The sequence below is a fragment of the Sphingobium algorifonticola genome (assembly GCF_004005485.1).
GTDB classification, from domain to species: Bacteria; Pseudomonadota; Alphaproteobacteria; order Sphingomonadales; family Sphingomonadaceae; genus Sphingobium; species Sphingobium algorifonticola.
Map to the genome: position 1 here is coordinate 79,014 of NZ_RZUL01000004.1, position 23,643 is coordinate 102,656.

Consider the following 23,643-nt stretch of genomic DNA (forward strand, 5'->3'; position numbering starts at 1 on the left):
ATCATCCACTCATATGGTCCAAATCTGACCATCGGCCAGTTGTTCGTTGACGTCGACTGCCTCAGCCCCAGGGTGATTAGCTAGAACAAGACGCAACGAGCGAACGGCCCCATATGCGCTTTTCATTAACTCACGCTGTTCGGCAGCAATTTTAATTGAGAACTCATCGTCGGTCGGCGCATGAGAGGGCTTGTTACGCAGGCTTCGTATTTTGCGAAAAGTTGCGAACATCTCCTCCATCAAAGCCTTATCCTTTGGACGAAAACGCGCCTCGATCCATTCCTGAAGAACCTGGATCGAACCTTTACGCTCCACCTGTACCTTTCCGTCCTTGCGCTCCACATCCCGCTCTAGGGGCACGTCGTTTTGAAAGAACTTTAGATTGATATTGTCAGACATCATGCTGTCCAATAGACAAATGAAATCGTTGAACTCCTTTAGAGTTGGTCGAAGCAGTGCCTCAAACCCGCGCGGGCGATTTTCGACATAGTCGTGACGAAACAGGTTTGGACGACTAATGGCGGCCGAAATCTGATTGATGGTCCTAAGCTCAAGTCTAAACGCCTCGTACATCGAATAATGCCGGGCAAAATCACCCATGATTGCATTGCGGAAGTAATCGGGGTGCAAATAAGTAATCTCATTCACCTCGCGTATCCGCCACATTTGCTGGGCTTCAGGCGAGAGTTTGAAGAGGTCCCAGCGGAATGCCGCAACATAGCGGTTGTCATCATCATCATAGCAAAAGCCAAAACGGAGATAGACCTCTTCACTTTCCTTCAGTCCCGAGCCTACGGATTTCACGCTGATCTGACCAGAAATGTCGTTTGTCTGATAAGAGAAGCGAGGATCATTCCGGTATGGCTCAAGGACGTGCATATGGAAGGCACGATGCTCGAGTTGTGCGCCTCCTAGTGCCAACTCTAAAGCATATGGACGGCCAACGTAATCACTAGGATTAATTATGCCTCTGAGATGCTGGGCGGTTGGGTAGAGACAAGCGTAGCTGATATCCGGACCAGAGAGCCTTGTCAGCGTCTCGTGTTTTAACTCATCCGAAAATGCTCGGATGTGAGGGTTCGGATGAACATCTCCAAACACCAAGGTTACCTTGCCACTTTCGACCAATTCTCGAACAGCGCCAATTACCTCTTTGGACGGCTGCTCCGGAGGCTTCATCATGCGCATAATGAGCTGAGACACTTTAGTTTCTTGCGTCTCGTCTGCTTCCCGCTGCGCTAGCGAATACATTGGCAGACCATTGAAGTGGTCAGACTCCAAATACTGAGCAGTTATACGCTTCAATAGGTCATGACAGCTCAAATGACGGTTTCCATTTTGCGACAACTAAACGGCTCCCCCTACCCCACAGCCTCCAGGGCCTCGCTCGCCGCTACCCATTCCGCTTCCGCCGCCTCGATCTGCTTTTCCACCTCGCCGCGTTTGCGCATCAGGTCGCCCATGCTGAGGTTTGCGTCTTCCGGGGCGGCGGTGGCGGGGTCGAACATGGCGCGTTCGATGCGGCTGCGTTGCGCGGTGAGCGCAGCGAGCGCCTTTTCCGCCTTGCTGACGGCTTCGCGCAGCGACTTGCTCTGTTCGCGCAGCGCGGCTTCGGCCTGTTTCTGGGCCTTGCGGTCGGCTTTTGACAGTTTCTCGCCGCTCTCGCCTTCTCCGTTTGCGGCCCCGCCGCTGCCACCGGACCCGGCCTTGCCGAGGATGAAGTCGGTATAATCCTCCAGCGTGCCGCCATATTCCCTGGCCGTGCCGCCATCGACGAGGACGAGGCGATCGGCGACCAGCTCTATCATGTGCCGGTCATGGCTGACGACGACGACCGCGCCTTCATAATCGTTGAGCGCCTGGACGAGCGCCTCGCGGCTGTCGACGTCCAGATGGTTCGTCGGTTCGTCGAGGATGAGCATGTTGGGCGCGTCGCGCGTGATGAGCGCGAGGGCGAGGCGCGCGCGCTCGCCACCCGAAAGGCTGCCGACTTTCTGGATCGCGCGGTCACCGGAAAAGCCGAAGCGGCCAAGCTGCGCGCGCACCGCGCCGGGGGTCGCGCCCTTCATCTGGCGCGTCATATGTTCGAGCGCGGTGTCGCCGGTGTCGAGTTCCTCCACCTGATATTGGGTGAAATAGCCGACCTTCATCTTGTTGGAGCTGGCCATGCCGCCTTCGAGCGCGGGAAGCTGCGCAGCGATGAGGCGGGCGAGCGTCGTCTTGCCATTGCCGTTGCGGCCGAGCAGCGCGATCCGGTCATCAGGGTCGATGCGCAGGTTGACGCGGCGGAGCACCGGCGCGCCGTCATAGCCGACCGAGGCCATGTCGAGCGTGACCAGCGGCGGGCGCAGCGGCGGCGGGCTGGGAAAGGCGAAGGACAGCGTGGGATCCTCGATCGCGGCGGCGATCGGCTGCATCCGGGCAAGCGCCTTGGCGCGCGATTGCGCCTGTTTCGCGGTGCTGGCGCGGGCGCTGTTGCGGGCGACATAATCCTGGAGCTTGGCGCGCTGGGCGTCCTGCTTTTCCTTCGCCGCCTGCAACTGGGCGAGGCGTTCGGCCCGCTGCCGCTCGAACGCGTCGTACCCGCCGGGGTAGAGCGTGATCTTGCCCCCTTCCAGATGCAGGATATGATCGACGACATTGTTGAGCAGGTCACGCTCATGACTGATGATGACGATGGTGGCGGCGTAGCTTTTGAGGAAGTTTTCCAGCCACATCGTCGCTTCGAGATCGAGATGGTTCGAGGGTTCGTCGAGCAGCAGCAGATCGGGCTGCGAAAAAAGCAGCGCGGCGAGCGCGACGCGCATCTTCCATCCGCCCGAGAAGCTGTCGAGCGGGCGCGCCTGCATCTCCTCATCAAAGCCGAGGCCGACGAGGATGCGCGCGGCGCGGGCCGGGGCGGTATAGGCGTCGATCGCCATCAGCCGGTCATACAGTTCGCCAAGCCGGTCGGGGTCTTCGCAGGTCTCGCTCTCCAGCATCAGCGCGCTGCGCTCGACATCGGCAGCGAGCACAGTTTCGAACGGGGATTCCTGGCCGCTGGGCGCATCCTGCCGCAGATAGCCGAGGCGGGTGCCGCGCGGGCGATCGATCTCGCCTTCGTCCGGGTCGATCTGGCCGATCATCGCTTTCATGAGCGTGGACTTGCCCGCGCCGTTGCGACCGATGAGGCCGACGCGGCTGCGCGCGGGGATCATCGCGCTCGCCTTGTCCAGGATGACGCGGCCGCCAAGCCGCACGGTAAGGGCATTCACATTCAACATCGGCGGGCCGATAGCACATGTTGCGCCGCAGCGTGAGGGGGTGGCGGGGATTTAGTCCATTCCGGTGGCACCGGGCCTGTCAAAGCCTTCCACGGAGCGCCGCGCTGTGCCTTCGCCGTGCTCAGGCTGGCCCTTCGACTTCGCTCAGGGCGAACGGTTTTGTCGTCGTCATCCTGACGAAAGTCAGGATCCATTGGCGCGCATGGCGCGCGCCTACGCGAGATTAGAGCTAATGGATGCTGAAACAAGTTCAGCATCACGAGCTTCGCAAAGCGCCTATGAAGCCCGCCGCATCCGCCGCTTTGTCCGCCAGCTGTGTATCTTGTGCCAGCCGCGGAACAGGCCGCGCTTTACCTTACCTTCCTTTGCAAAGCCTTCGAAGATCGCTTCCGGTCCTTCGGGGTCAAGCACTTCGTTGTCGGCGAGCCATTTTTCGATGTCCGACAGGTCCGGGATTTCATAGGGCACGAGGCTGCGGCCCGGCCCGCGCAACTTCTCGATCGTGGTGATCATGGACCCGCTGTCCGCATAGCCCTGCGTCACCTTGGCGGGATCGACGCCCAGATGTTCGGCGATAAGGTCGTCGCGGATCGCGGCGATCGTGGCGCGCTGGCCCGGATCGTCGGCGACATCCAGCGCGACATCGCATTCGGTATCCAGCCGCAGCGAGCGGTTGTTGAAATTGGACGAACCGACGCGCAGCACATGGTCGTCGATCACCGTGACCTTGGCATGGACGTAGATCGGATTGCCCCCCGCCGTCTGCGGATGATAGATGCGCAGGCGATTGTGCGTATCGACCTTGCGCAACGCGGCCACCAACTGAGCGCGGGCGGTGTCCATCGCAATCGGCTCCAGCCAGCCATCGGCGGTGTGCGGATTGATGACGACGATTTCCGGCCCGTCCGGTTCCTGAAGCCGCTTACCGATGGCAATGGCGATGCGGCGCGAGGCGAAATACTGGCTTTCGGCGTAGATCAACGTCTTTGCGCCCGCGATCAGCCGTTCGTACAGCGTCTCGATCTCCAGCACCGCGGGGCGATCGGGCATTTCGGGGTAGGTGCGCGCAATGGCGAGATCGACGCCGCGCAGGTCCGGCTCCAGCGCCTCGGGCCATTGCGGCTTCATGTCGGCGACGGGCGTCAGCACCTGTCCGCACGCCGCCTGCCAGCGGTCCCGCGCGAGTTCGCCAATGGCGGCGGCGGCATCCCCGTCGAACAGGCTGGTGGCATCGTGCCACGGCTTGTAGGGCGTGGTGCCGCCGGGCAATACGCGGTCAGGATTGTCGTCCAGATGATCGCGCGTGTCCCAGCGTTCGCTCGTCATGTCGATACCGCCGCAAAAAGCGAGGCAATCGTCGATCGCCACGATCTTCTGATGATGCGAAGCGGCGAAGGGATGGACGCTGTCGATGCGCGCGGTGATGCGCGGATGCGCTTTCCACCGCAGCAGGGTGAACAGCGTGTTCCCCCGGAACAGCGCCTTCACCATGCCGACATCCCAGCGCAGCAGGCAGATTTCAAGGTCCGGGTTGCGATCCACCAGCCAAAGCATGAAATCGTCGAGCCGGGCCGGGCCTTCGTCGCTGGCACCGGGATGGCACAGCGCGATGCGGGCATCGAAATCCCAGCCGATCAGCATGATGCGCCGCTTCGCGTTCAACATCGCCTGGCGCGCGGCGGCGAAATAATCGTCGGCGTCGACGATCAGGGAAAAGCGGTCGGCATGGGCGATGCGCCAGCAGCTTTCGCCCGCTGTGAGCAATGCGGAGCGGCGCGCGCCAGAGCTGGGAGGGGCAGAGCCGGACAATGATGCGTCGTCAGCCATTGTGGCCCCTGCCCCCCTTGCGCCGGACAAACCGTGCGCCAATCGAAAACGGAAAAGTTCGAATCCGATGCGTAACGACCGGCGCGGCGCTTCGTTCCCCCGCCTCCTGCCGCAGATCGCCCGCCCAAGTCCATGGCGGATTGTGATTTTTCATGCGTTTCAAAGGGGCAACAGGCTGGGCGACGGGACAGGAGGCGGGCATGCGGCAGAAGGCACGGATAGCGGCAGGTGTGGCGGTGATGGCGCTGGCGATGGGCGCGCTTCCGATATCCGTGGCGGTGGCGGCCCCGGCGGTCGCGACCAACGCGGCGAAAATGGACGGCTTCATCCCCTTCACCTTCGATGCCGCCAAGGGCCGGTTGCTGATGGACATTCCCCTGTTCGACAGCGACGTGCTTTATTATGTGTCGGCGGCGAGCGGCGGCGGATCGGTCGAGCTGCCGTTCGACCGCGGCATCATGGTGAGCGCGGTCATCCATTTCAAACGCGTCGGCGGCAAGGTGCTCGTCGTGCAGCAGAACATGGACTACCGGTCACTCGAAGGGGACGCGGCGCACCGGCAGGGGGTGGCCGACAGTTTCCCGACATCGGTGCTGGCGGCGCTGCCGATCGAGACCGAAAGCGGCGGCCGGGTGACGGTGGACGCCACGTCCCTCTTCATGCGCGACGCGGCGAATATCGAAGCTGGGCTGAAACGCACCAATCAGGGCAATTTCCGCTTCGATGAAAAGCGCAGCAGCTTTTACCCCGCACGGATGAAAGCCTTTCCCGAGAATACCGAGATCGAGACGGTGGCGACATTCGCCGGGGATGCGCCCGGCGCGCTCGTCCGCAATGTGACGCCCGACGCCAAGTCGATGACGCTGCGCATCCACCACAGCTTCCTGAAAGCGCCGACCGGCTATGTGCCGCGCGTGGGCGATCCGCGCATCGGTGTGTCCACGCTGCAATTCCACGACTTTTCCAAGCCGGTCAATCAGGGCCCGGAAACCGAATGGGTGACGCGCTGGCGGCTGGAGAAGAAAGACCCTTCGGCGGCGATGAGCGAGCCGGTCAAGCCGATCGTCTTCTATTTCGACCCCGCCATTCCAGAACCGATCCGCACCGCGATGAAGGAAGGCACATTATGGTGGAACAAGGCCTATGAGGCGGCGGGATTCAAGGATGCGATCCGCGCGGTGGACGCGCCCGCCGACATGGACCCGATGGACATCCGCTATGCCTATGTCCTGTGGATCAACCGCGACGAGCGCGGCTTTTCGAGCGGCGGCACCTATCGCGACCCCCGGACCGGCGAAATATTGGGGTCCAAGACGCGGATGGACACGCACCGCATCCGCACCATCGGCAATTACTGGGACGCCTATGCCGGCGGCCTGCCGGGCGACGGCAGCGGCGTGACGGTCGCCGACCCCAGCCTGCTGACGGCAGGCGCGATGGCCGACATGCCCGCGGGGCAGCGCGACATGATCCTGCTGCGGCAGGCGCTGCTGACCGCGCATGAACTGGGCCATGCGCTGGGCTTTGGCCATAATTTCGCGTCCAGCCTGAACGATCGCGCGTCCGTGATGGAATATCCCACGCCGCGCGTGGCGGTGAAGGACGGGAAGCTCGACCTGTCGCAATCCTTCATGCCTGCGATCGGCGCCTATGACGTGTTCATGGCCCGCTATGGCTCCACCGTGTTTCCGCCGGGACAGGAAAAGGCCGGGCTGGAAGCGATCATTGCCGAGATGCGCGCGGCGGGCATTCTCTACGTGCCGCAGACCGACCCGCGCTGGACCTGGTATGACGATCGCGCGACGCCGACCGAAAATCTGAAGGAAGCCTATGCCGCGCGGGCAATCATGCTCGCCAATTACGGGCCGGACATGCTGCTGCCCGGCGAGCCGGTGGGATCGCTGCGGAACGCACGGCTTTGGATGGCCTATCTGCATCACCGCTATGCCATTGAATCGGGCACGAAATATATCGGCGGGCAATATACCAACATCACCGTGAAAGGCGAGGCGATGCCCGCCACCGCCTTCATCCCCGGCGCGATGCAGCGCGAGGTGCTGGGCCTGCTGCTCGATGCGATCGACCCGAAGGCGATGGCGATCCCCGAGAGCCTTCAGGCGCAGTTGACCCCCGACCCCGGCAATAATCTGGAGGATCTGTCGACCGATCCGGTGTTCGATCCCTTGCGCGCGGCGCGGATATTGGCGGCGCAGGTGCTCGAACCGCTGTTCGCGCCGGACCGCGCGGCACGGATGGTGGCGCTGGCCACACGGCAGAGCGATGCCGTCACCTTGCCCGAAATGGTCGATGCGGTGATGGCGAAAACGTGGAACGCCAGCGACAGCAGCGTAGCGGACAAGGCGCTGCGCCGGGTCAGCCAGCGGGTGGCGCTGGAAGCGATGATGATCCTGGGTGCCAGCGGCGAAACGGCGCCTGAAGCGCGCGCCTATGCGCTCGACCGGCTGGCGGCGCTGGCGGAGAGCCTGAAAAGCCGCAAGGATGGCGATCCGCTGACCGCTGCGCATTACCGGCAGAGCGCGCGGGACATTGCCCGCTATCTGGAGGATCCGGTGGCGCATGCGCCCAAGAGCGCGACATCGCCGTGGGGCGGCGCGCCGCGATCCCGCTTCCCGATGCCGCCGGGACCGCCCTTGGGTTAGTCCGCAGACCGTGCCCAGCGCGTCGATACGCGCACCGGATCGAGAATATGCCCGCCGAGCAGCAGCAGGCTGGTGCCGCCGGTAGCGGCGACGAACATCAGCAGCGCGAGGATCAACGCGAAGGTCGGCACCGGTTCGGCGATGCCCGGCGGCATGATGCGCGCGAGCCAGTCGGCGCAGAGCCATGCCAGTCCCAGCAAAGCCCCACCCGTCAGCCGGAGCAGGAGACCGGTTGTCGGTCTTACAGGACCCAGGATCGTCATCACCGCCATGCACCCTTTCCATAAAGGCGTTGTCACGGCATCGAATCTACGGGCGGGGGCATAGGCTTTCGAGACGCACGGCCGCGACGGCGCATATGCATTGCATATGTTTTTGCCCGTTTTTGCGGGAATCAGGCGTGGGCCGGGGCCTTCGTCACGGGCACTGCCAGGCCGGGCGTGAGGCCGAGGCGATCGCGCAGATGCCAGCGCCAGGTCAGCACCGCCGCCACGAACCCCAGGCCGCTCGCCAAACCCCACCACAGGCCGACTCCGCCGAGGCCGGTGTAGAAGGCGAGCAGCGCGCCCACGCCGATACCGATGATCCAGTAACCGCCGGCCGCGACGACCATCGGTACACGCGTATCCTGAAGCCCGCGCAGCACGCCCGCGCACACCGCTTGGGTGCAATCGACGATCTGGAACAGCGCGGCGACGGCGAGGAACGCCTGCGCGAGCGCCACCACCGGCGCATTGGCCGGGCTGGCGATATCGATGAAGATGGCGATCAGCGCGCCGGGCATCAGGATCAGCACGGCTGCGGCCAGCAGCGCGAAGCCGACGCCGATACCGATCGCCAGCCAGCCCGCACGCCCGATCGCCGCCGGATCGCCGCGGCCATAAGCCAGCCCCACGCGGACCGTCGCCGCCTGACCGATGCCGAGCGGCACCATGAAGCCGAGCGAAATGATCTGGATCGCAATGGCATGGGCGGCCAGCGGCGCGCGGCCGATGAGCCCCATCAGGAACACGGCGGCGTTGAACACCGTGACCTCCAGGCCCAGCATGATGGCGATCGGCAGGCCGATTTTCCACACGGCGGCAAAACGCGGCCAGTCGGCGACCCAGAAACGGCCGAACAGACGATAGCGCGCAAAGCCACGATCAATCAGGATCACGGCGATCAGGCCGCACAGCATGAACAGCGCCGTAAGGCTGGCCCCCAGCCCGGCACCGAACATGCCGAGCGGGGGCATGCCCAGATGCCCGAATATCAGCGCCCAGCCGACCAGCAGGTTGAACGGGATCGCCAGCACGACGACGACCACACCCCAGACCGGTCGTTCGAGCGCGGAAATATAATTGCGCAACGTCAGAAAACCGAGATAGGGCAGCAGCGCCCATTGCAAGCCGCGCATCAACTGCCCCGCATCGGCGGAAAGCGCGCGGTCCTGCCCCATGGCGACCAGCACGCCTTCACCATGCCACAGCAGCAGCCAGCACGGCAGGCAGAGCAGCGCGGCCGCCCACAGGGTCTGCCGCACGGTACGGCGAATCTCCCGCACGGCATGCCGCCGCCTGCCCCGCTCCGCAGCGATGAGCGGCGAGGCGGCCGTCGTCAGCCCCATGCCGAAGACGAGGCAGGCGGTGTAGAGATTGATCCCCAGCGCGCCCGCCGCCACCGCATCCGGCCCCAGACGCCCGAGCAGCAGCAGATCGGTCGCAGCGATGCCCGACCAGGCGATGTTGCCCACGATCATCGGCAATGCCAGCGCAATCAGCGCGCGCGCTTCGGTGCGCCACGGCATTGCCGTCAGGGGAATCGCGAGGCTTGCCATGCGCGGCGGATTAGAGTGCGAGGCGGAAAAACTCAATCGAAGCGATGATCGGTATGGATAGTGCCTGACGGACGGCTATCGTTCCAGGCGATCGCTGCTTTGAACATGTGGCTCTTGTTCCCCTGCGAAAGCAGGGGTCCAGGGTGCCCAATGCTGTACCGTGCGGCCCTGGACCCCCGCTTTCGCGGGGGAACGGTAACTTGCTTGCTGGAAAAGTATAACTGCCAGGCAAGTTCAGGACGACGAAAATGGCGCTTTGCGCTTCCTATGCGATTGATCTGCGATACGAAATCAAGACTCCGAGTGCGGGCGCAAGGTTCTCTCAAGCCGCCGTGATCTTGTCGGCGTAGACGAGGCGGCCGGGGCCGAGCATGCCGAGCACCTGCGGCAGGATATGCGGGGCGACGGCGAGGCAGCCTTCGCTGCGGCCCAGCTTCCCCCAGCGGGCAATGTGATCCTCTGTCGCATAGGCCGCGCCATGGATGACGATCGCGCGCGCTTCGGCATTACTGTTCATGGGATCGAGACCGATGAGGCGCATCGCCGCGCCGTGGACGCCATCGTAAATCTGGCCGGTCTTGTAGGCACCCGCGGAGGTCGCGAGCGAATCGGGTACGTTGGAGAAATGCTGAAGCCAGCCGCTATGGTCGGGATCGGAACCGCGCCCGTGCGATACCAGATAGGAGCTGGTGCGCCCGTCGATCAGATCGACGATGTGGAAGCGCATAGCCTTCGACGCCATCGCGAAGTCGGCAAGCGCGACGCGATCGCGCAGGGCGAAGGCGGGACCATGGCGGTCGAGCGCGGCACGCGCGCGATCGAGCAATTCCAGATTGATGCCGGTGCCGGGCACGAGCGGAACGGGCCGGGGCAACGGCACCTGCGGCGTGCCGTCCGTCACATCGGCGAGCGCGGCGGCCGCCATGGACGGCGAAAGTGCCGCTAGGCCCGCGCCCGAAAGGGCCAGTCTGGTAAATGCGCGCCGGTTCATGCCTTCAACATAGTATCCCTGTCTTAACGCGCCAATAACCCCGTCAATCGGCCGGTCGCGCCTGATTGGTCGGCATGGCGCTATCGTCCTCTGGCAGGCGCGCGGTAAGGCCGGTGGCGTCGGCATCGTCGAGCGTCTGCTGTTCTTCCGAAACGGCGGGCGGCGGCGCGGCGGGCGCGCTGTTGTTGGGCACCTCGACTTCGGGCGGTGTGTCGTTCGCCGGGATCATCTCCTCGGGCACTTCGATCATGTTGTTGGCGGCCGGTTCCGCATCGTCGGGCCGCGATCCGCAGGCGGAGAGCGCGAGTGCGGCGGCAAGGGTGAGGATGGCTGTGATACGCATGACGGTCAATTCCCGGAGGCTAAGGCAATGGTAGCCGCGCGGCGGCTGGAGGCTTCGATCTTTTCAGCGAGCAGGCGATCCCAGTTATAGGGGTCCGCGCGGAAGTTCATGGTGCCGTTGGCGCTGGCAAAGGCCGTCCAGTAGAGCAGATAGACCGCGACCTGCTGCGGGAGCTGGACGCGCTGGGTCTTCCCCTTGTCGATCAGCGCCTGCACCTGGCCCGCGAGCAGAGGATCGGCCTGCACCATCAGTTCGGCCAGCGAAACGGGCTTTTCGAGGCGCACGCAGCCGTGGCTGGCCAGACGGTCGTAGCTTGCAAACTTCGCGCGCGCGGGCGTGTCGTGAAGGTAGACGGCGAAGGGATTGTCGAAATCGAACTTCAGCCGCCCGAGCGCGCTGTTCGGCCCGGCGGGCTGGACGATACGTTCGCCGGTTTCGGGCGTGCCGACGATCCTGTATCCCTGGCGGATCAGGGTGGCGCGCCCCTTCGGCCATAATTCGCGCTTGGCGATGGAGGCCGGGACGTTCCACGGCGGATTGACGACGATCGAATGGATGTTCGACACGAGCATCGGCGTTTCGTTGCCCGGGCTGCCCGTGACGGCGCGCATCGACGTGACGGGCGCGTCGCCTTCGAACACGGTGAGGACGGCTGCGGCGATGTTCACCTGCACCCGGTTGACCGGCAGGCTGCGCGGCAGCCAGCGCCACCGCTCCATATTGGCCATGATGGCAGCGATGCGATCATCAACGGGCACGTTGAGCGCCGCGATCGTACGCGCATCGAGCAGGCCGGTGGGATTGAGGCCATAGCGGCGCTGGGCGCGCTGAAGCGCGGCAGTGAGCGGTTCGCCCGCCGTGCCGGTCTTGTCCTCGATCGCGAGGCGCGCGCGGATGGCGGCGGGCGTCGACTTCGCGTCGAGCATCGGCCAGCCGCCCGAATCACGTATGCCCTCATAAGTCGCAAGGCCGGCGCGCAGCCCTTCATAACCGGCGTAGCGCGGCGTCAGGCTCGCCGTCCATTGCGGAAGGCGATCGCCCTGCACTGCCGCGACGAAGCCGGGCAGCGGATCATATTGGGCGGGGCGCAGCGCCCATACTTCCAGAAAGTCGGCGGTATCGACCCGACCACGGTAGAGCGCCGACGCGCGGTCGAGCGCCGCCCGGGCCAGCGCATCGCCGCTGAGGGCCGGACCCGATGCCCGCCTGGCCGTCAATCCCTGTTCCCTGCCGCCTGCCAGCCAGCTTCTGAGAAAATCGGTCTGCGCCGCCGAGAGTTTGGGCAAGGGCACCGGCGGCAGCGGCGCTGTGGGCACGACAGGCGGCGGCGCAGAAGGCGCTGCGGCGGGCGTTGTGGCCGACGCTGGGGGCTGGGAAAAGACGGGCGGCACCAGCGGCTGCGGCGCGCCCTGGGCGCGCGCGATGGCCGGTGCGGCCAGCGACGCAAGGGCAAGCAGCGATCCCGTAAGACGCAGTGAAACAGACAATATATGCATATCGCCAGCAGATAGCCCAAAGTGCCCGGCGATCAAACCGGGATTTGTACTTTGTGCCCGGTTCACCCTGTCTGCCCGCTGTGACGCGCCATTGATCGACGTGTACGATCGGCCTATCGCCAGCCCGACGCCGCGACCAAAGGACTTCCCCCATGACCGACACGCCCTGGGACCAGCCCGCCACGCTCATCGACCTCGACGGCAAGGCGCCGCTGATCGCGACCCTCGGCCTGTGCGTCCAGCATTTCGCGGCGCTCAAGCCCGTGCATCAGGCAGAGGCGCGCATCCTGCTGACCCGGCCGGTGGCGCGCGAAGGCCGCAAGACGCGGACCTGGATATTGGAACCGGCGGAAATCGCGGCGCTGGTTGATAGGATGCGGGCAGGCTGAACCCCCGCCCAACAAAATCCGCAACAGAAAAAGGGCGCTTCCGCATCGGGAAGCGCCCTTTTTTGTACGTTGATCCTGGGGATCAGGCGATCGGCGGATCAGCCGTTCAGCTTGTCCTTGACGGCCTTGGCAGGCGCGAAAGACAGCTTCTTGGATGCCGCGATCTGGATCGTCGCGCCGGTGGCCGGGTTGCGGCCTTCACGGGCAGGCGTATCCTTCACCTTGAACTTGCCGAAGCCGTTGAGCGACACTTCTTCACCCTTCGCGGCCGCATCGGCGATCGCGGCGAATACGCCATCGACCAGCTTGCGGGCGTCGGTCTTGCTGATGGCGTGCGCGGCAGCAATGGTATCGGCAAGATCGCTGTTGTTCATGATGTTTGCTCTTTCCTGAAATAATGGAACGCCGGACATAGCCTCGGGAAAATGGCAGGTCCAGCACCAGAACGGCCAAAATGCTGCATTTCGTGCAATTTATCGCGGGAAATGGCGAAATGGAGGGGCGGTTTGGGCACTGGAGACGCCGGTATGACGTTCCCGCAAAGCGCCGAGTCGCCCTTCCCGCGCCGCGGCGGACAAGAGGCTTAACCCCCAACCGCTTTTCCCCTATCATCGCACGATGATAACGCCGACCCTGCGCCAGCTCGACATATTCGCGCAGATGATCGCGTCCGGCGCAGTCGCCGTCTGCGCCCGCGATCTGGGCCTGACACCCGGCGAAGTCGAGGCGGAGATCGATGCGCTGGAAACGCGGCTGGGCCACCGGCTGTTCGATCGCAAGGGCGGCGTGGCGATATTGACCGATGCGGGCCGCAAGACCGTGGAAGCGATGCAGCATCTCTCCGAAATTGCGCCCGACGACTGGCAGGACGGCTCGACGCCGGTCGCGGCACCGCCGACGCCCGCCTCCGCGCCTTCGCCCCTGCATGCCCCCCTGCCGTTGCGGATGCCGCAGCCCGAGGCCACCCGGATGACGCCGCTGCGTCGCGCATCCCCGCGCGAGACGATCACGATCGCCGCGCATCCCGCGATATTCAGCCATTTTCAGGATGCGCTCACCGCGTTCGAGGATACCAACGCACAGGATGTGGCGATCACGCTCGACCTCGACATCCATAGCGCCGCGCAGGCGATCCCGGCGCTGGCGCGCGGGCGCATCGACATCGCCTATTTCTATGCGCTGGGCGAACCGGACGGCTGGCCGTCACGCTATGCCTGGAGTGAGCAGATGACGCTCTATATCGGCGGCGCGCATCCGCTGGCGGCGCAGGATAGCGTGGGCCATGCCGATCTGGCGCGGATCGCGCCGGTGATGCTGCCGCCGGGCAACAGCCTGCGCCCGCTGATCGACGCCGCGCTCGACGCCGCGGGGGTCGCGCGCGCCGAGCCGGTGCTGGAAACCGACAATCTCTATGACATCATGATGGCGGTGCGCGACGGGGCAGGCTATTTCGCGGCCTTCGGTCCGCTGGCCCGCGACTTTGCGCGGATGAACGGCATCCGTCGCCTGCCGATCGCCTTTCCCCTGCCGCCGATCGACGTGCGGCAGGCCGTCCGTTCCGGTGCCGATGATGATTCGATGCCGGCGGTCTTGTCTGAATATCTGTTCAGATAGCGACAGTTAGAGGGTTTTGCGCGCTCATGCGTTGAGCGAAAGTGCCGCACCGCACCATGTTATATCATTCTGTATTGATATGTTGTATCATTTTGCGCTAGCGGCGGTGCGTTCTTGTCCATTCAACATGAGATTGCCCGCCCATGATCCGATCACTGCTGCTCGCCGGTTCCGCCACGCTTGCCCTATCGGCCAGCCCGGCCATGGCCCAGGCGCAGGCCGCGCCCGCCGACGGCTATCACGACCCGCGCCCGGCCGACATCGTCGTCACCGCCATCATCCCCCGGCGGCAGGGCGACATTTTGTCCGGCACGTCGGTGGTGACGGGCGATGAGCTGACCCGGTCGCTGCGCCCCACGATCGGCGAAACGCTGGCCCGGCAGCCGGGTGTCTCAGCAACGTCCTTCGGTCCCAATGCCTCGCGCCCCGTGCTGCGCGGCTTTCAGGGGGAGCGTGTACGCATCCTGACCGACGGTATCGGCAGCTTCGACGTGTCGAACACTTCGGTCGATCATGCCGTGGCGATCAACCCGCTGACGGCCGAGCGGATCGAAGTGCTGCGCGGCCCCTCCGCCCTGCTCTACGGCTCGTCCGCGATCGGCGGGGTCGTCAACGTAATCGACAGCCGCATTCCGCGCCGGATCCCCGACGAGGCGATCCATGTCGACGCCATCGGCACCTATGGCAGCGCCGCCAATGAACGCAGCGGCGCGCTGGAACTGGAAGCGCCGCTGGGCAACAATTTCGTCGTCCATTTCGACGGCACCTACAACAAGACCGGCAATCTCGACACCGGCGGCTATATCCTCGCCCCGGCGCAGCGCGCGGAGGCGGCCGCGAGCGGTGACGCGGAGATCGCGGAACTGGCCGACCTGCGCGGCAAGCTGCCCAACAGCGCCGGGCGCAACTGGGAAGTGGCCGGCGGCCTTGCCTATATCGACGAAGGCGGATCGCTGGGCTTTTCGGTCAGCCGCCTCGACAATCTGTACGGCGTGCCGGTGCGCTATGCGCTGGAAGCGGGCGAGGAAGCGGAGGAAGTGCGGCTGCACATCAAGCAGACCCGCGCCGACATGCGCGCGGAAATCGCCGCCAATGGCGCGTTCCTCGATTCGATCCGGCTGCGCGCGGGCTTTGCCGATTATCAGCATCAGGAGCTGGAAGACACCGGCGAAGTCGGCACGACATTCTACAATCAGTCGATCGAATCCCGGCTGGAGTTCGTGCAAGCCAAGCGCGGCGGATGGGACGGCGCCTTCGGGGCGCAACTGTTCGTGCGCGATTTCTTCGTGGTCGGCGAAGAGAAGTTTCTGCCCAAGAATGAAACCCAGCAGTTCGGGCTGTTTACGCTGCAATCGCTTGATCTGGGCACGTTGCGGCTGGAAGGCGGTGCGCGCTACGAACGCTCGATCCTGAAAGCGGTGGCGGACGACGATCTGGGCAATGATGCGGCACGACGCACTTTCAATGCCTTGTCCGGCTCTCTTGGTGCGAGCTATGAGCTGACGCCGGGCTGGCGGCTGGGCCTCAACCTGTCACGCACCGAGCGCGCGCCATCCGCCGAAGAGCTGTTCGCGCGCGGCAACCATGCCGGTACGCAGGCGTTCGAGCTGGGCAACCCCGCGTTCGCGAAGGAAAAGAGCTGGGGCCTGGAAGGCACGCTGCGCGGGGGCGGCCCCGGATATAGCGTTGCCGTGTCGGCCTATCACAACTGGTTCGACAATTTCATTTACGAAAGCGTGGTGGACGATGCCGTCTGCCAGGCGGTCAATGGCGGCGAGGATCTGGAGTTTCCCTGTTTCCAGTTCAACCAGGCCAAGGCGCGTTATTACGGCTTTGAAATCGAAGGCAAGGCGACGCTGGCGCAGGTCGGCAGCTATGCGATCAACGCCGACGCCAGCGCCGATTATGTCCGCGCCACGATCACGGGCACCGGCCCCGCCCCGCGCATTCCGCCGCTGCGGCTGCTCGGCGGGCTGGAAGCGGCAAGCGACCGGGTGACGGCGCGCGCGGAAATCGAGCATAGTTTCAAGCAGGACCGGGTGACGACGTTTGAAACGGAGACGGGCGGGTTCACGCTGGTGAACGCTTCCGTCGCGTTCAAGCCGATTCCGGGCAACAGCCAGACGAGCTTGCTCCTGTCCGCCAACAACATCTTCGACGTGACCGCGCGCCGCCACGCCAGCTTCCTGAAGGATTTCGCGCCGCTGGCAGGGCGGGATATTCGTGTAACGGCGCGGGTGGGGTTCTAACTTCAAACCTCTCCAGTGGGAGAGGATACGGAGGCTTGGGCCGGATGGCCCTAGCCGCAGTTGGAGAGGGGATGGGACACGCCGTTGGCGCGGAACCCCTCTCCAAGTTCCGGTAAGCCTGCGGCTAACCTCCACTATCCTTTCCCACTGGAGAGGATTTAGTCTTGCTCAGGTCATGCACGCTGACGGACCTTTGGTGCGCGCGCTCGCCAGCGAGCGCATAACCCGGATCTTCAGATCATCCCGGCCAGCGGGCTGGAGGGGTCGGCGTACATGCGGCGGCCCATGCGCCCGGCGAGATAGGCCATGCGGCCAGCCTCCACCCCCGCCTTCATCGCAGCGGCCATCAGCACGGGGTTCTTCGCTTCGGCGATGGCGGTGTTCATCAGGACGCCGGTGCAGCCCAGTTCCATCGCCTGCGCCGCTTCGGACGCGGTGCCCACCCCAGCATCGACCAGCACCGGCAGGCTGGTGCCTTCGACGATCAGGCGAATGGTGACGCGGTTCTGGATGCCGAGACCCGACCCGATCGGCGCGCCCAGCGGCATGATGGCGACGGCGCCCGCATCCTCCAGCCGCTTCGCCGCGATCGGATCATCGACGCAGTAGACCATCGGCAGAAAACCTTCCTTGGCGAGGATTTCCGTGGCGCGCAGCGTCTCCACCATATCGGGATAGAGCGTCCGCGCCTCGCCCAGCACCTCCAGCTTCACGAGATCCCAGCCTCCCGCCTCACGCGCGAGCCGCAGGGTACGGATCGCTTCCTCACCGGTGAAGCAGCCTGCGGTGTTGGGAAGATAAGTGACTTTCTTCGGATCGATGAAGTCGGTCAGCATGGGCGCCTTGGGATCGGACACGTTGACGCGGCGCACGGCGACCGTCACGATTTCCGCGCCGGACGCTTCCAGCGCGGCCGCGTTCTGCGCGAAATCCTTGTACTTGCCGGTGCCGACGATCAGCCGCGAGCGGAAAGTCCGCCCGGCAACGGTCCAGCTGTCGTCGCCAAGCGGCGCATGATCGCCGCCGCCTACGAAATGGACGATTTCCAGCTCGTCGCCATCCTCGACCAGAACCTGCGCCAGCGTCGAGCGGGGCACGACTTCCAGATTGCGCTCCACCGCCACCTTTTCGGGCGCGAGGCCAAGCTCATTGGCAAGGTCGGCGAGACTCAGGCCCTGCCGGATGCGGCGATGCTCGCCGTTCACATGGATCGATATGGTGCCGTCGACGCTCAAAAGCCGGTCCTCGCATAAAGCATGGCAAAACGTGTCTCGACTTGACGGGACACGAGGCGCTACACCGTTTGCACGGGGAAGCGCGCGTGCGACGCATATAGGGGCGCGCGCCCGCCCGCCGCAACCGCCAAGGTGCAATTGTCGAGGAACAGGGCCGCATGACCGAACCGCGCAAAATCTTCGTGCTGAACGGACCCAATCTTAACCTGCTGGGCACGCGTGAGCCGGAGATATACGGTTATGACACGCTGGACGACATCGCCGAGCGGATGGAAGATGCCGCCAACCGCGCGCATGTGGCGCTGGAGTTTCTGCAATCCAATCATGAAGGCCATCTGGTCGACTGGCTGCACGAGGCGCAGGCGCAGGGCGCGCATGCCGTCATTCTGAACGCCGCGGCGCTGACGCACACGTCCGTGGCGCTGCACGACGCGATCAAGGCGATCACCGTGCCGGTGATCGAGGTGCATCTTTCCAATCCGCACAAGCGCGAGCCTTTCCGCCACAAAAGCTATGTCGGCATGGCGGCGAAAGGCACGATCGCGGGCTTTGGCGCCCTCTCTTACAGCCTTGCGCTGGAAGCCGCGCTGGAGCTGTAGGCGCAGGGAACCTTGCGCTTCGCGGCGAACCGCAATAGGCGCAGGGCCACGGACGCATCATCCCAGAAGGGTCATCCATGAACGACAAGAACGAACAGGGCATGCAGGTCGATGTCGCGCTGGTCCGCGCGCTGGCCGAGATGCTGGACGATACCAACCTGACCGAAATCGAAGTAGAGGACGGCGACCGCAAAATCCGCGTGGCGCGCAAAGCCGCGCCGCTCGCCGCGCCGTCGCAGCCCGTCTACATGCCGCAGCCGCCCGCCACGGCAGCAGCGCCCGTTGCCGCACCGGCCGCAGCGACACCCGCCCCCGAGCCGGTGACCCCGGCCAGCACCGCCAATGCCGTCAAATCACCGATGGTCGGCACCGCCTATCTTGCCGCCAACCCCGAAGCTGCCAATTTCGTGAGCGTCGGCGCGCAGGTGAAGGCGGGCGACACGCTGCTGATCGTCGAGGCGATGAAAGTGATGAACCCGATCCTCGCCCCCAGCGCCGGCACGGTAAAGGCCGTGCTGGTCGAGAGCGGCCAGCCGGTCGAGTTCGACCAGCCGCTCGTCATTGTCGAATAGTCCCGCGCCCATGAGCATCGAGAAAATCCTGATCGCCAACCGCGGGGAGATTGCGCTGCGCATCCATCGCGCGGCACACGAAATGGGCATCAAGACCGTAGCGGTCCATTCCACCGCCGATGCCGACGCCATGCATGTGCGTCTGGCCGACGAAGCGATCTGCATTGGTCCGCCCGCCGCGCGCGACAGCTATCTCAACATCCCCAACATCATTTCCGCGGCCGAAATATCGGGCGCGGACGCCATCCATCCCGGCTATGGTTTCCTGTCGGAAAATGCGCAGTTCGCCGAAATCGTCGAAGCGCACGGCATCATCTTCATCGGTCCGAAGCCCGAGCATATCCGCACCATGGGCGACAAGGTGGAGGCAAAGCGCAGCGCGGGCGCGCTGGGCCTGCCGCTGGTCCCCGGTTCCGACGGCGCAATCAGCGATGTGGCGGAGGCCAAGAAAATCGCGGATGCCATCGGCTATCCGGTCATCATCAAGGCCGCATCGGGCGGCGGCGGGCGCGGCATGAAGATCGTGCAGACCCCCGACGAGCTGGAAACCCAGATGCAACAGGCCGGGACCGAGGCCAAGGCGGCCTTCGGCGACGCGACCGTCTATCTGGAGAAATATCTGGGCAATCCGCGCCATATCGAGTTCCAGATTTTCGGCGACGGCAAGGGCAACGCAATCCATCTGGGCGAGCGCGACTGTTCGCTCCAGCGGCGGCACCAGAAAGTGCTGGAGGAAGCGCCTTCCCCAGTCATCAGCGCGGCGGAGCGCGACCGGATGGGCGGGATCGTCGCCAAGGCGATGGCCGACATGGGCTATCGCGGGGCAGGCACGATCGAGTTTCTGTACGAAGACGGCGGCTTCTATTTCATCGAGATGAACACCCGGCTCCAGGTCGAGCATCCGGTGACGGAGATGATCACCGGCGTCGATCTGGTCCGCGAACAGATCCGCATTGCAGAGGGGCGGCCGCTGTCGGTCGCGCAGGAGGATCTGGTGTTTTCCGGCCATGCCATCGAATGCCGCATCAATGCCGAAGACCCGCAGACCTTCGCGCCTTCGCCCGGCACCGTGACGCGCTATCACGTGCCCGGCGGCATGCATGTACGGGTCGATAGCGGGCTTTATCAGGGCTATCGGGTGCCGCCTTATTATGACAGCATGATCGGCAAGCTGATCGTCTATGGCCGCACCCGCGAAGGCGCGATCATGCGGCTGAAACGGGCGCTGGAGGAATATGTGATCGAGGGGATGAAAACCACGATCCCCCTGCACCAGGCCCTGTTGCGCGACCCCGAATTTCAGGACGGCGCCTATACGATCAAATGGCTGGAGGAATGGCTGGCACGGGATACGCAAGATCAATAATGGTTGCATAATTATACCATTATGAGATAGGAATGTTCGAGTTCGATCCTTCCAAAAGCGCCGCCAACAGCAGCAAGCATGGTATTGATTTTCTTGCGGCACAGGCGCTTTGGCTGGACGAACAATTGCTGGTCATCTCGGCCCGCACCGGCAAGGACGAAGAGCCACGCTGGATTGCAATCGGAATGATCGCTGGCCGTCACTGGTCCGCTATCTTCACGCGAAGAGATCTAGCGATCAGGCTTATATCGGTACGGCGTGCGCGTAAGGAAGAGGTCGATCTGTATGAAAGCACAGACATTTGACGATCGCTTCGATGCGGGAGAGTCCATTCTCGACACGCTGGACCTGTCGAGTGCCACGCGCGTCAACTTGGCCATGAAGCGGGTGAATGTCGATTTTCCCGCCTGGATGGTGACGGAGTTGGACCGTGAAGCCCAGCGGCGCGGCATTTCGCGGCAGGCCCTGATCAAGACGTGGCTGGCCGACCGGCTGGAACGCGCGGCGTGAAGGCCACGATCTACCACAATCCCGCCTGCGGCACGTCCCGCAAGACGCTGGCGATCCTTCAGGAAGCGCCCGGCGTTGTCGTGACGGTGGTGGAATATCTGAAAGACCCGCCATCCGTCGAAACGCTCCGCGCGCTGTATCGCGACGCCGGGATCACGCCGCAGCAGGGTTTGCGCCTGCGTGGCACCGATGCGGCGGAACGCGGTCTGCCCGACGCCGATGACAAAACGGTCCTCGCGGCGATGGCGGCGGAACCGATGCTGATCGAACGCCCGCTGGTGCGGACCGACAAAGGCGTCGCGCTGTGTCGTCCGCAGGAGAAGGTGCGGGATTTGATCTAGGCGGTTCCGCACCGCACCACAGGATCAGCGTGTTGAAGCACGCACCATGTCGCAGCGTACATATCTAACCATCTGATAGAATTATTCATTTCGTCGCATAAACGGGAACGATGTCGGCGCAGGTGCGTCCCTTTGCCATGACCTGCCACAGTGCGGGCGAGGGAATATGGCACAAGATGCGCGAAATCTGAGCAGCGTCCTTCTGGAGCTGGAGCAACTGGCGATGCCGGAGACGCCGGAAGAGCAGCTGCTTGTCGAAGAAATATTGGCCTTGCGCTTTTACGACGTGTCGAGCGTACCGGATGCCGAGATGGCCGCGCAGCGGATGCAACCCCAACAATGCCATAACAATGCGGCCGCCTTTGCCGCGCGCGATCCTTCGGGCCAAAGCAGGCCGGTTGCGGGATGGCTGAGACGCGGTGGCCTGTTCCTGTTTCATTCGGTCGTCCTTTCGCAGTCTCGCTTGCGCTGCGTGACACCGCACGATCATGCCCTGCCGCTCGCCTTCGCGCCCGATCCCGAGATCGAATGGCTTGACGTCGATGACCGGAAGATCGCGCGCAGGCGCGGCAGCGCAGTGCCTTATGTTGTGCGTGTCGACCCGCAGGCCATCATTGCGCGCGCGAGGAAAGCGAAGCAGGCGTTGCTTGACGGGTCGGAATACGTCGACCCTGCCGCCGCATGGATCGACTGACGGCCAGGACACAGCCTTGCGGCAGACGCATGCCAGCGAAAGGCGACGGTTTGCGCCAATGGCCGAAAAGCCGGCTTGGATGGAGCGAGGACATTCTTAACAGTAATTGACTGAAAAATATCGCGTTTTTCGGCGATTATTAGCGCCGCCGGGCAAAGCCGCTATTCTTTCGCCATCCGATTCGGTGGAGCGAAAGGAAGCGGTGTGGCCGTAACGAAAGCCAAGCAAGCCAAGCGTGTCATGCTCAATACGGACTTTGCGGGTATCCGCGCGGGGGCCATGCTGTACGTCGCCACGCCCGAGATCGTCGCGCACTATATCAGTGGCATTCCGGCCGGTGAGGTGCGGGACATCATTCGTCTGCGGCGCGATCTGGCGCGGCAGAACAAGGCGGATGCGACATGCCCGGTTTCGACCGCCATCTTCCTGCGCCAGATCGCGGAAAAGAGCCTGGCGGATATGCAGGCAGGCGCTACGCCAAGCGCGGTGGTACCGTTCTGGCGCGTCATAGAGCCGGGATCGAAGATCGCCAAGCGCCTCTCCTGCGACGATGACTGGATTGGCCATCAGCGCAGGCTTGAGGCCGCCGATGGGGAAGCAGCGGGCGATTGAGACATGGCCCGTCGCCAGTGACAGCCACGCTGCAACTGGTCTCGCCTGCGCGAGACGGATGCGCCGAATTGGCCAGCGAAATGACCGCGCCTGACAAAGGCGTGACCCGCCCTCGCCCGCTCGCAACAAAAGCGTCATTCGCGCATGATCTATGCCTTGCCAGCGAGGCGCGCGGGGGGCTAGCCTTGCGCCATGGTCAGGAACACGGAATTGGCGACGATCGCGATCTACAGCCTCAAAGGGGGTGTCGGCAAAACGACTTTTGCGATCAACCTTGCCTGGGCATCGGCGGCGATATCAAAGCGGCGCACGCTGCTGTGGGATCTCGATCCGCAGGCGGCAGCGACCTGGCTGATTTCGGGGGATGCCAGCGGTCGCGACGAAGCGACGGCGATCTTCAGCAAGGATGTCGATATCGCGACGCTGATCCGCCCGTCGACGGTGCCGGGCATCGACCTGATCGCCGCGGACACGTCGCTGCGCGGCCTTGATCGCCTATTCTTCGAAATCGGCAAGAAAAAGCGGCTTGCCAAGCTGATCGAGGGGCTGGGGCGGCAGTATGACCGCATCATCCTGGATTGCCCGCCGGGCCTGACCGAGACGAGCGAACAGGTGCTGCGCGCCGCCGATCTGGTGATCGTGCCGGTCATCCCTTCCCCCCTGTCGCAGCGCGCGCTGGGCGAAGTCGCGCGCTATCTGGTGCAGCGGGGCGGCAGCCATGCGCCGATCCTGCCGGTCTATTCGATGGTGGATCGCAGGCGCGCGCTGCATCTGGCGGCGCTGGAGGCGCAGCCCGACTGGCCCGTCATCCCGATGGCGAGCGCCGTCGAGCAGATGACGGCCCGACGCAAGCCGCTGGGCGCCTTCGCCGGACGCAGCCCCGCCGCGCAGGAGTTTGCGGCACTGTGGACGGGGATCGAGCGGCGGCTGGTGCGCGGGTAAAGCCACACATGTCGTTCGGGGTGCGTGTATTGGAACCGTGCGCCCATATGCCTTGCCAGCGCGTAAGGTAACCTTCCTTCGCGAAAGCAGGGGGCCGAGGCCGCACGGTATAGCCCTTGGG

23 protein-coding genes are annotated in these 23,643 nt (G+C 64.2%); 13 read left to right on the forward strand and 10 right to left on the reverse strand.

From position 1 onward, the window contains the following. Window positions 1-9 precede the first annotated feature (9 nt). The 3 genes from ENE74_RS12545 to ENE74_RS12555 all read right to left on the reverse strand — a co-directional run bounded on the left by ENE74_RS12545 (window position 10) and on the right by ENE74_RS12555 (window position 5,090). Complete coding sequence (locus ENE74_RS12545) at window positions 10-1,281, reverse strand: AAA family ATPase (RefSeq protein WP_164847467.1); 1,272 nt, start codon at window positions 1,279-1,281, stop codon at window positions 10-12. Between the two features lie 80 nt (window positions 1,282-1,361). After that, entirely contained in the window at window positions 1,362-3,263 is a 1,902-nt protein-coding gene (locus ENE74_RS12550) for an ABC-F family ATP-binding cassette domain-containing protein (RefSeq protein WP_127691275.1), read from the reverse strand. Window positions 3,264-3,539: 276 nt separating this feature from the next. Next, window positions 3,540-5,090 carry a phospholipase D-like domain-containing protein gene (locus ENE74_RS12555; RefSeq protein WP_127691276.1) on the reverse strand — a complete coding sequence of 517 codons (1,551 nt, stop codon included), beginning with the start codon at window positions 5,088-5,090 and terminating at the stop codon, window positions 3,540-3,542. A gap of 152 nt (window positions 5,091-5,242) precedes the next feature. On the opposite strand from ENE74_RS12555, the gene ENE74_RS12560 reads away from it, so the two are divergent. Beyond that, a complete protein-coding gene (locus ENE74_RS12560; RefSeq protein WP_127691277.1) occupies window positions 5,243-7,750 on the forward strand; it encodes a zinc-dependent metalloprotease in 2,508 nt (835 codons plus the stop codon). On the opposite strand, the gene ENE74_RS12565 is transcribed toward ENE74_RS12560, so the two are convergent. The 5 genes from ENE74_RS12565 to ENE74_RS12585 all read right to left on the reverse strand — a co-directional run bounded on the left by ENE74_RS12565 (window position 7,747) and on the right by ENE74_RS12585 (window position 12,399). After that, on the reverse strand, window positions 7,747-8,022 hold the full coding sequence (locus tag ENE74_RS12565; protein WP_127691278.1) for a hypothetical protein: 276 nt from the start codon (window positions 8,020-8,022) through the stop codon (window positions 7,747-7,749). The two genes, ENE74_RS12560 and ENE74_RS12565, sit on opposite strands and share 4 nt — an antisense overlap. A 122-nt stretch (window positions 8,023-8,144) precedes the next feature. Beyond that, entirely contained in the window at window positions 8,145-9,569 is a 1,425-nt protein-coding gene (locus ENE74_RS12570; RefSeq protein ID WP_127691279.1) for an MATE family efflux transporter, read from the reverse strand. 322 nt (window positions 9,570-9,891) lie between these two features. Further along, window positions 9,892-10,560: a murein L,D-transpeptidase catalytic domain family protein gene (locus ENE74_RS12575; protein ID WP_127691280.1), complete on the reverse strand. Its 669-nt coding sequence runs from the start codon at window positions 10,558-10,560 to the stop codon at window positions 9,892-9,894. Window positions 10,561-10,603: 43 nt separating this feature from the next. Then, entirely contained in the window at window positions 10,604-10,903 is a 300-nt protein-coding gene (locus tag ENE74_RS12580) for a hypothetical protein (RefSeq protein ID WP_127691281.1), read from the reverse strand. A gap of 5 nt (window positions 10,904-10,908) precedes the next feature. Then, window positions 10,909-12,399 carry a L,D-transpeptidase family protein gene (locus ENE74_RS12585; protein WP_127691282.1) on the reverse strand — a complete coding sequence of 497 codons (1,491 nt, stop codon included), beginning with the start codon at window positions 12,397-12,399 and terminating at the stop codon, window positions 10,909-10,911. Between the two features lie 152 nt (window positions 12,400-12,551). Here ENE74_RS12585 and ENE74_RS12590 point away from each other — a divergent pair, with 152 nt between their 5' ends. Then, on the forward strand, window positions 12,552-12,788 hold the full coding sequence (locus ENE74_RS12590) for a hypothetical protein (protein WP_127691283.1): 237 nt from the start codon (window positions 12,552-12,554) through the stop codon (window positions 12,786-12,788). Window positions 12,789-12,886: 98 nt separating this feature from the next. Here ENE74_RS12590 and ENE74_RS12595 read toward each other — a convergent pair whose 3' ends face one another. Then, a complete protein-coding gene (locus ENE74_RS12595; RefSeq protein ID WP_127691284.1) occupies window positions 12,887-13,162 on the reverse strand; it encodes an HU family DNA-binding protein in 276 nt (91 codons plus the stop codon). 244 nt (window positions 13,163-13,406) lie between these two features. Here ENE74_RS12595 and ENE74_RS12600 point away from each other — a divergent pair, with 244 nt between their 5' ends. Beyond that, the gene (locus ENE74_RS12600; protein WP_127691285.1) at window positions 13,407-14,402 is read left to right on the forward strand and encodes a LysR family transcriptional regulator; all 996 of its coding nucleotides are present in this window, start codon (window positions 13,407-13,409) and stop codon (window positions 14,400-14,402) included. A 143-nt stretch (window positions 14,403-14,545) separates the two neighbouring features. Continuing rightward, on the forward strand, window positions 14,546-16,651 hold the full coding sequence (locus ENE74_RS12605) for a TonB-dependent receptor domain-containing protein (protein WP_127691286.1): 2,106 nt from the start codon (window positions 14,546-14,548) through the stop codon (window positions 16,649-16,651). A 233-nt stretch (window positions 16,652-16,884) separates the two neighbouring features. Here ENE74_RS12605 and thiS read toward each other — a convergent pair whose 3' ends face one another. After that, window positions 16,885-17,886, reverse strand: a complete 1,002-nt coding sequence (gene thiS, locus ENE74_RS12610) for a sulfur carrier protein ThiS (RefSeq protein WP_127691287.1) — start codon at window positions 17,884-17,886, stop codon at window positions 16,885-16,887. 158 nt (window positions 17,887-18,044) lie between these two features. On the opposite strand from thiS, the gene aroQ reads away from it, so the two are divergent. The 9 genes from aroQ to ENE74_RS12655 all read left to right on the forward strand — a co-directional run bounded on the left by aroQ (window position 18,045) and on the right by ENE74_RS12655 (window position 23,522). After that, window positions 18,045-18,485 (forward strand): type II 3-dehydroquinate dehydratase, encoded by a 441-nt coding sequence (gene aroQ / locus ENE74_RS12615; RefSeq protein ID WP_127691288.1) that lies wholly within the window; start codon window positions 18,045-18,047, stop codon window positions 18,483-18,485. A 77-nt stretch (window positions 18,486-18,562) separates the two neighbouring features. Then, window positions 18,563-19,057, forward strand: a complete 495-nt coding sequence (gene accB, locus ENE74_RS12620; protein WP_127691289.1) for an acetyl-CoA carboxylase biotin carboxyl carrier protein — start codon at window positions 18,563-18,565, stop codon at window positions 19,055-19,057. A 10-nt stretch (window positions 19,058-19,067) separates the two neighbouring features. Beyond that, window positions 19,068-20,423 carry an acetyl-CoA carboxylase biotin carboxylase subunit gene (gene accC / locus ENE74_RS12625; RefSeq protein WP_127691290.1) on the forward strand — a complete coding sequence of 452 codons (1,356 nt, stop codon included), beginning with the start codon at window positions 19,068-19,070 and terminating at the stop codon, window positions 20,421-20,423. A gap of 32 nt (window positions 20,424-20,455) precedes the next feature. Next, a complete protein-coding gene (locus tag ENE74_RS12630) occupies window positions 20,456-20,728 on the forward strand; it encodes a BrnT family toxin (RefSeq protein WP_206517704.1) in 273 nt (90 codons plus the stop codon). Then, a complete protein-coding gene (gene brnA, locus ENE74_RS12635) occupies window positions 20,709-20,933 on the forward strand; it encodes a type II toxin-antitoxin system BrnA family antitoxin (protein WP_127691292.1) in 225 nt (74 codons plus the stop codon). The genes ENE74_RS12630 and brnA overlap by 20 nt, the downstream gene beginning before the upstream one ends. After that, a complete protein-coding gene (locus ENE74_RS12640) occupies window positions 20,930-21,274 on the forward strand; it encodes an arsenate reductase family protein (RefSeq protein ID WP_127691293.1) in 345 nt (114 codons plus the stop codon). The genes brnA and ENE74_RS12640 overlap by 4 nt, the downstream gene beginning before the upstream one ends. A 166-nt stretch (window positions 21,275-21,440) precedes the next feature. Further along, window positions 21,441-21,968 (forward strand): hypothetical protein, encoded by a 528-nt coding sequence (locus tag ENE74_RS12645; RefSeq protein WP_127691294.1) that lies wholly within the window; start codon window positions 21,441-21,443, stop codon window positions 21,966-21,968. Between the two features lie 240 nt (window positions 21,969-22,208). Then, on the forward strand, window positions 22,209-22,580 hold the full coding sequence (locus ENE74_RS12650) for a hypothetical protein (protein ID WP_164847468.1): 372 nt from the start codon (window positions 22,209-22,211) through the stop codon (window positions 22,578-22,580). Between the two features lie 192 nt (window positions 22,581-22,772). Continuing rightward, on the forward strand, window positions 22,773-23,522 hold the full coding sequence (locus ENE74_RS12655; RefSeq protein WP_127691296.1) for a ParA family protein: 750 nt from the start codon (window positions 22,773-22,775) through the stop codon (window positions 23,520-23,522). Window positions 23,523-23,643 lie beyond the last annotated feature (121 nt).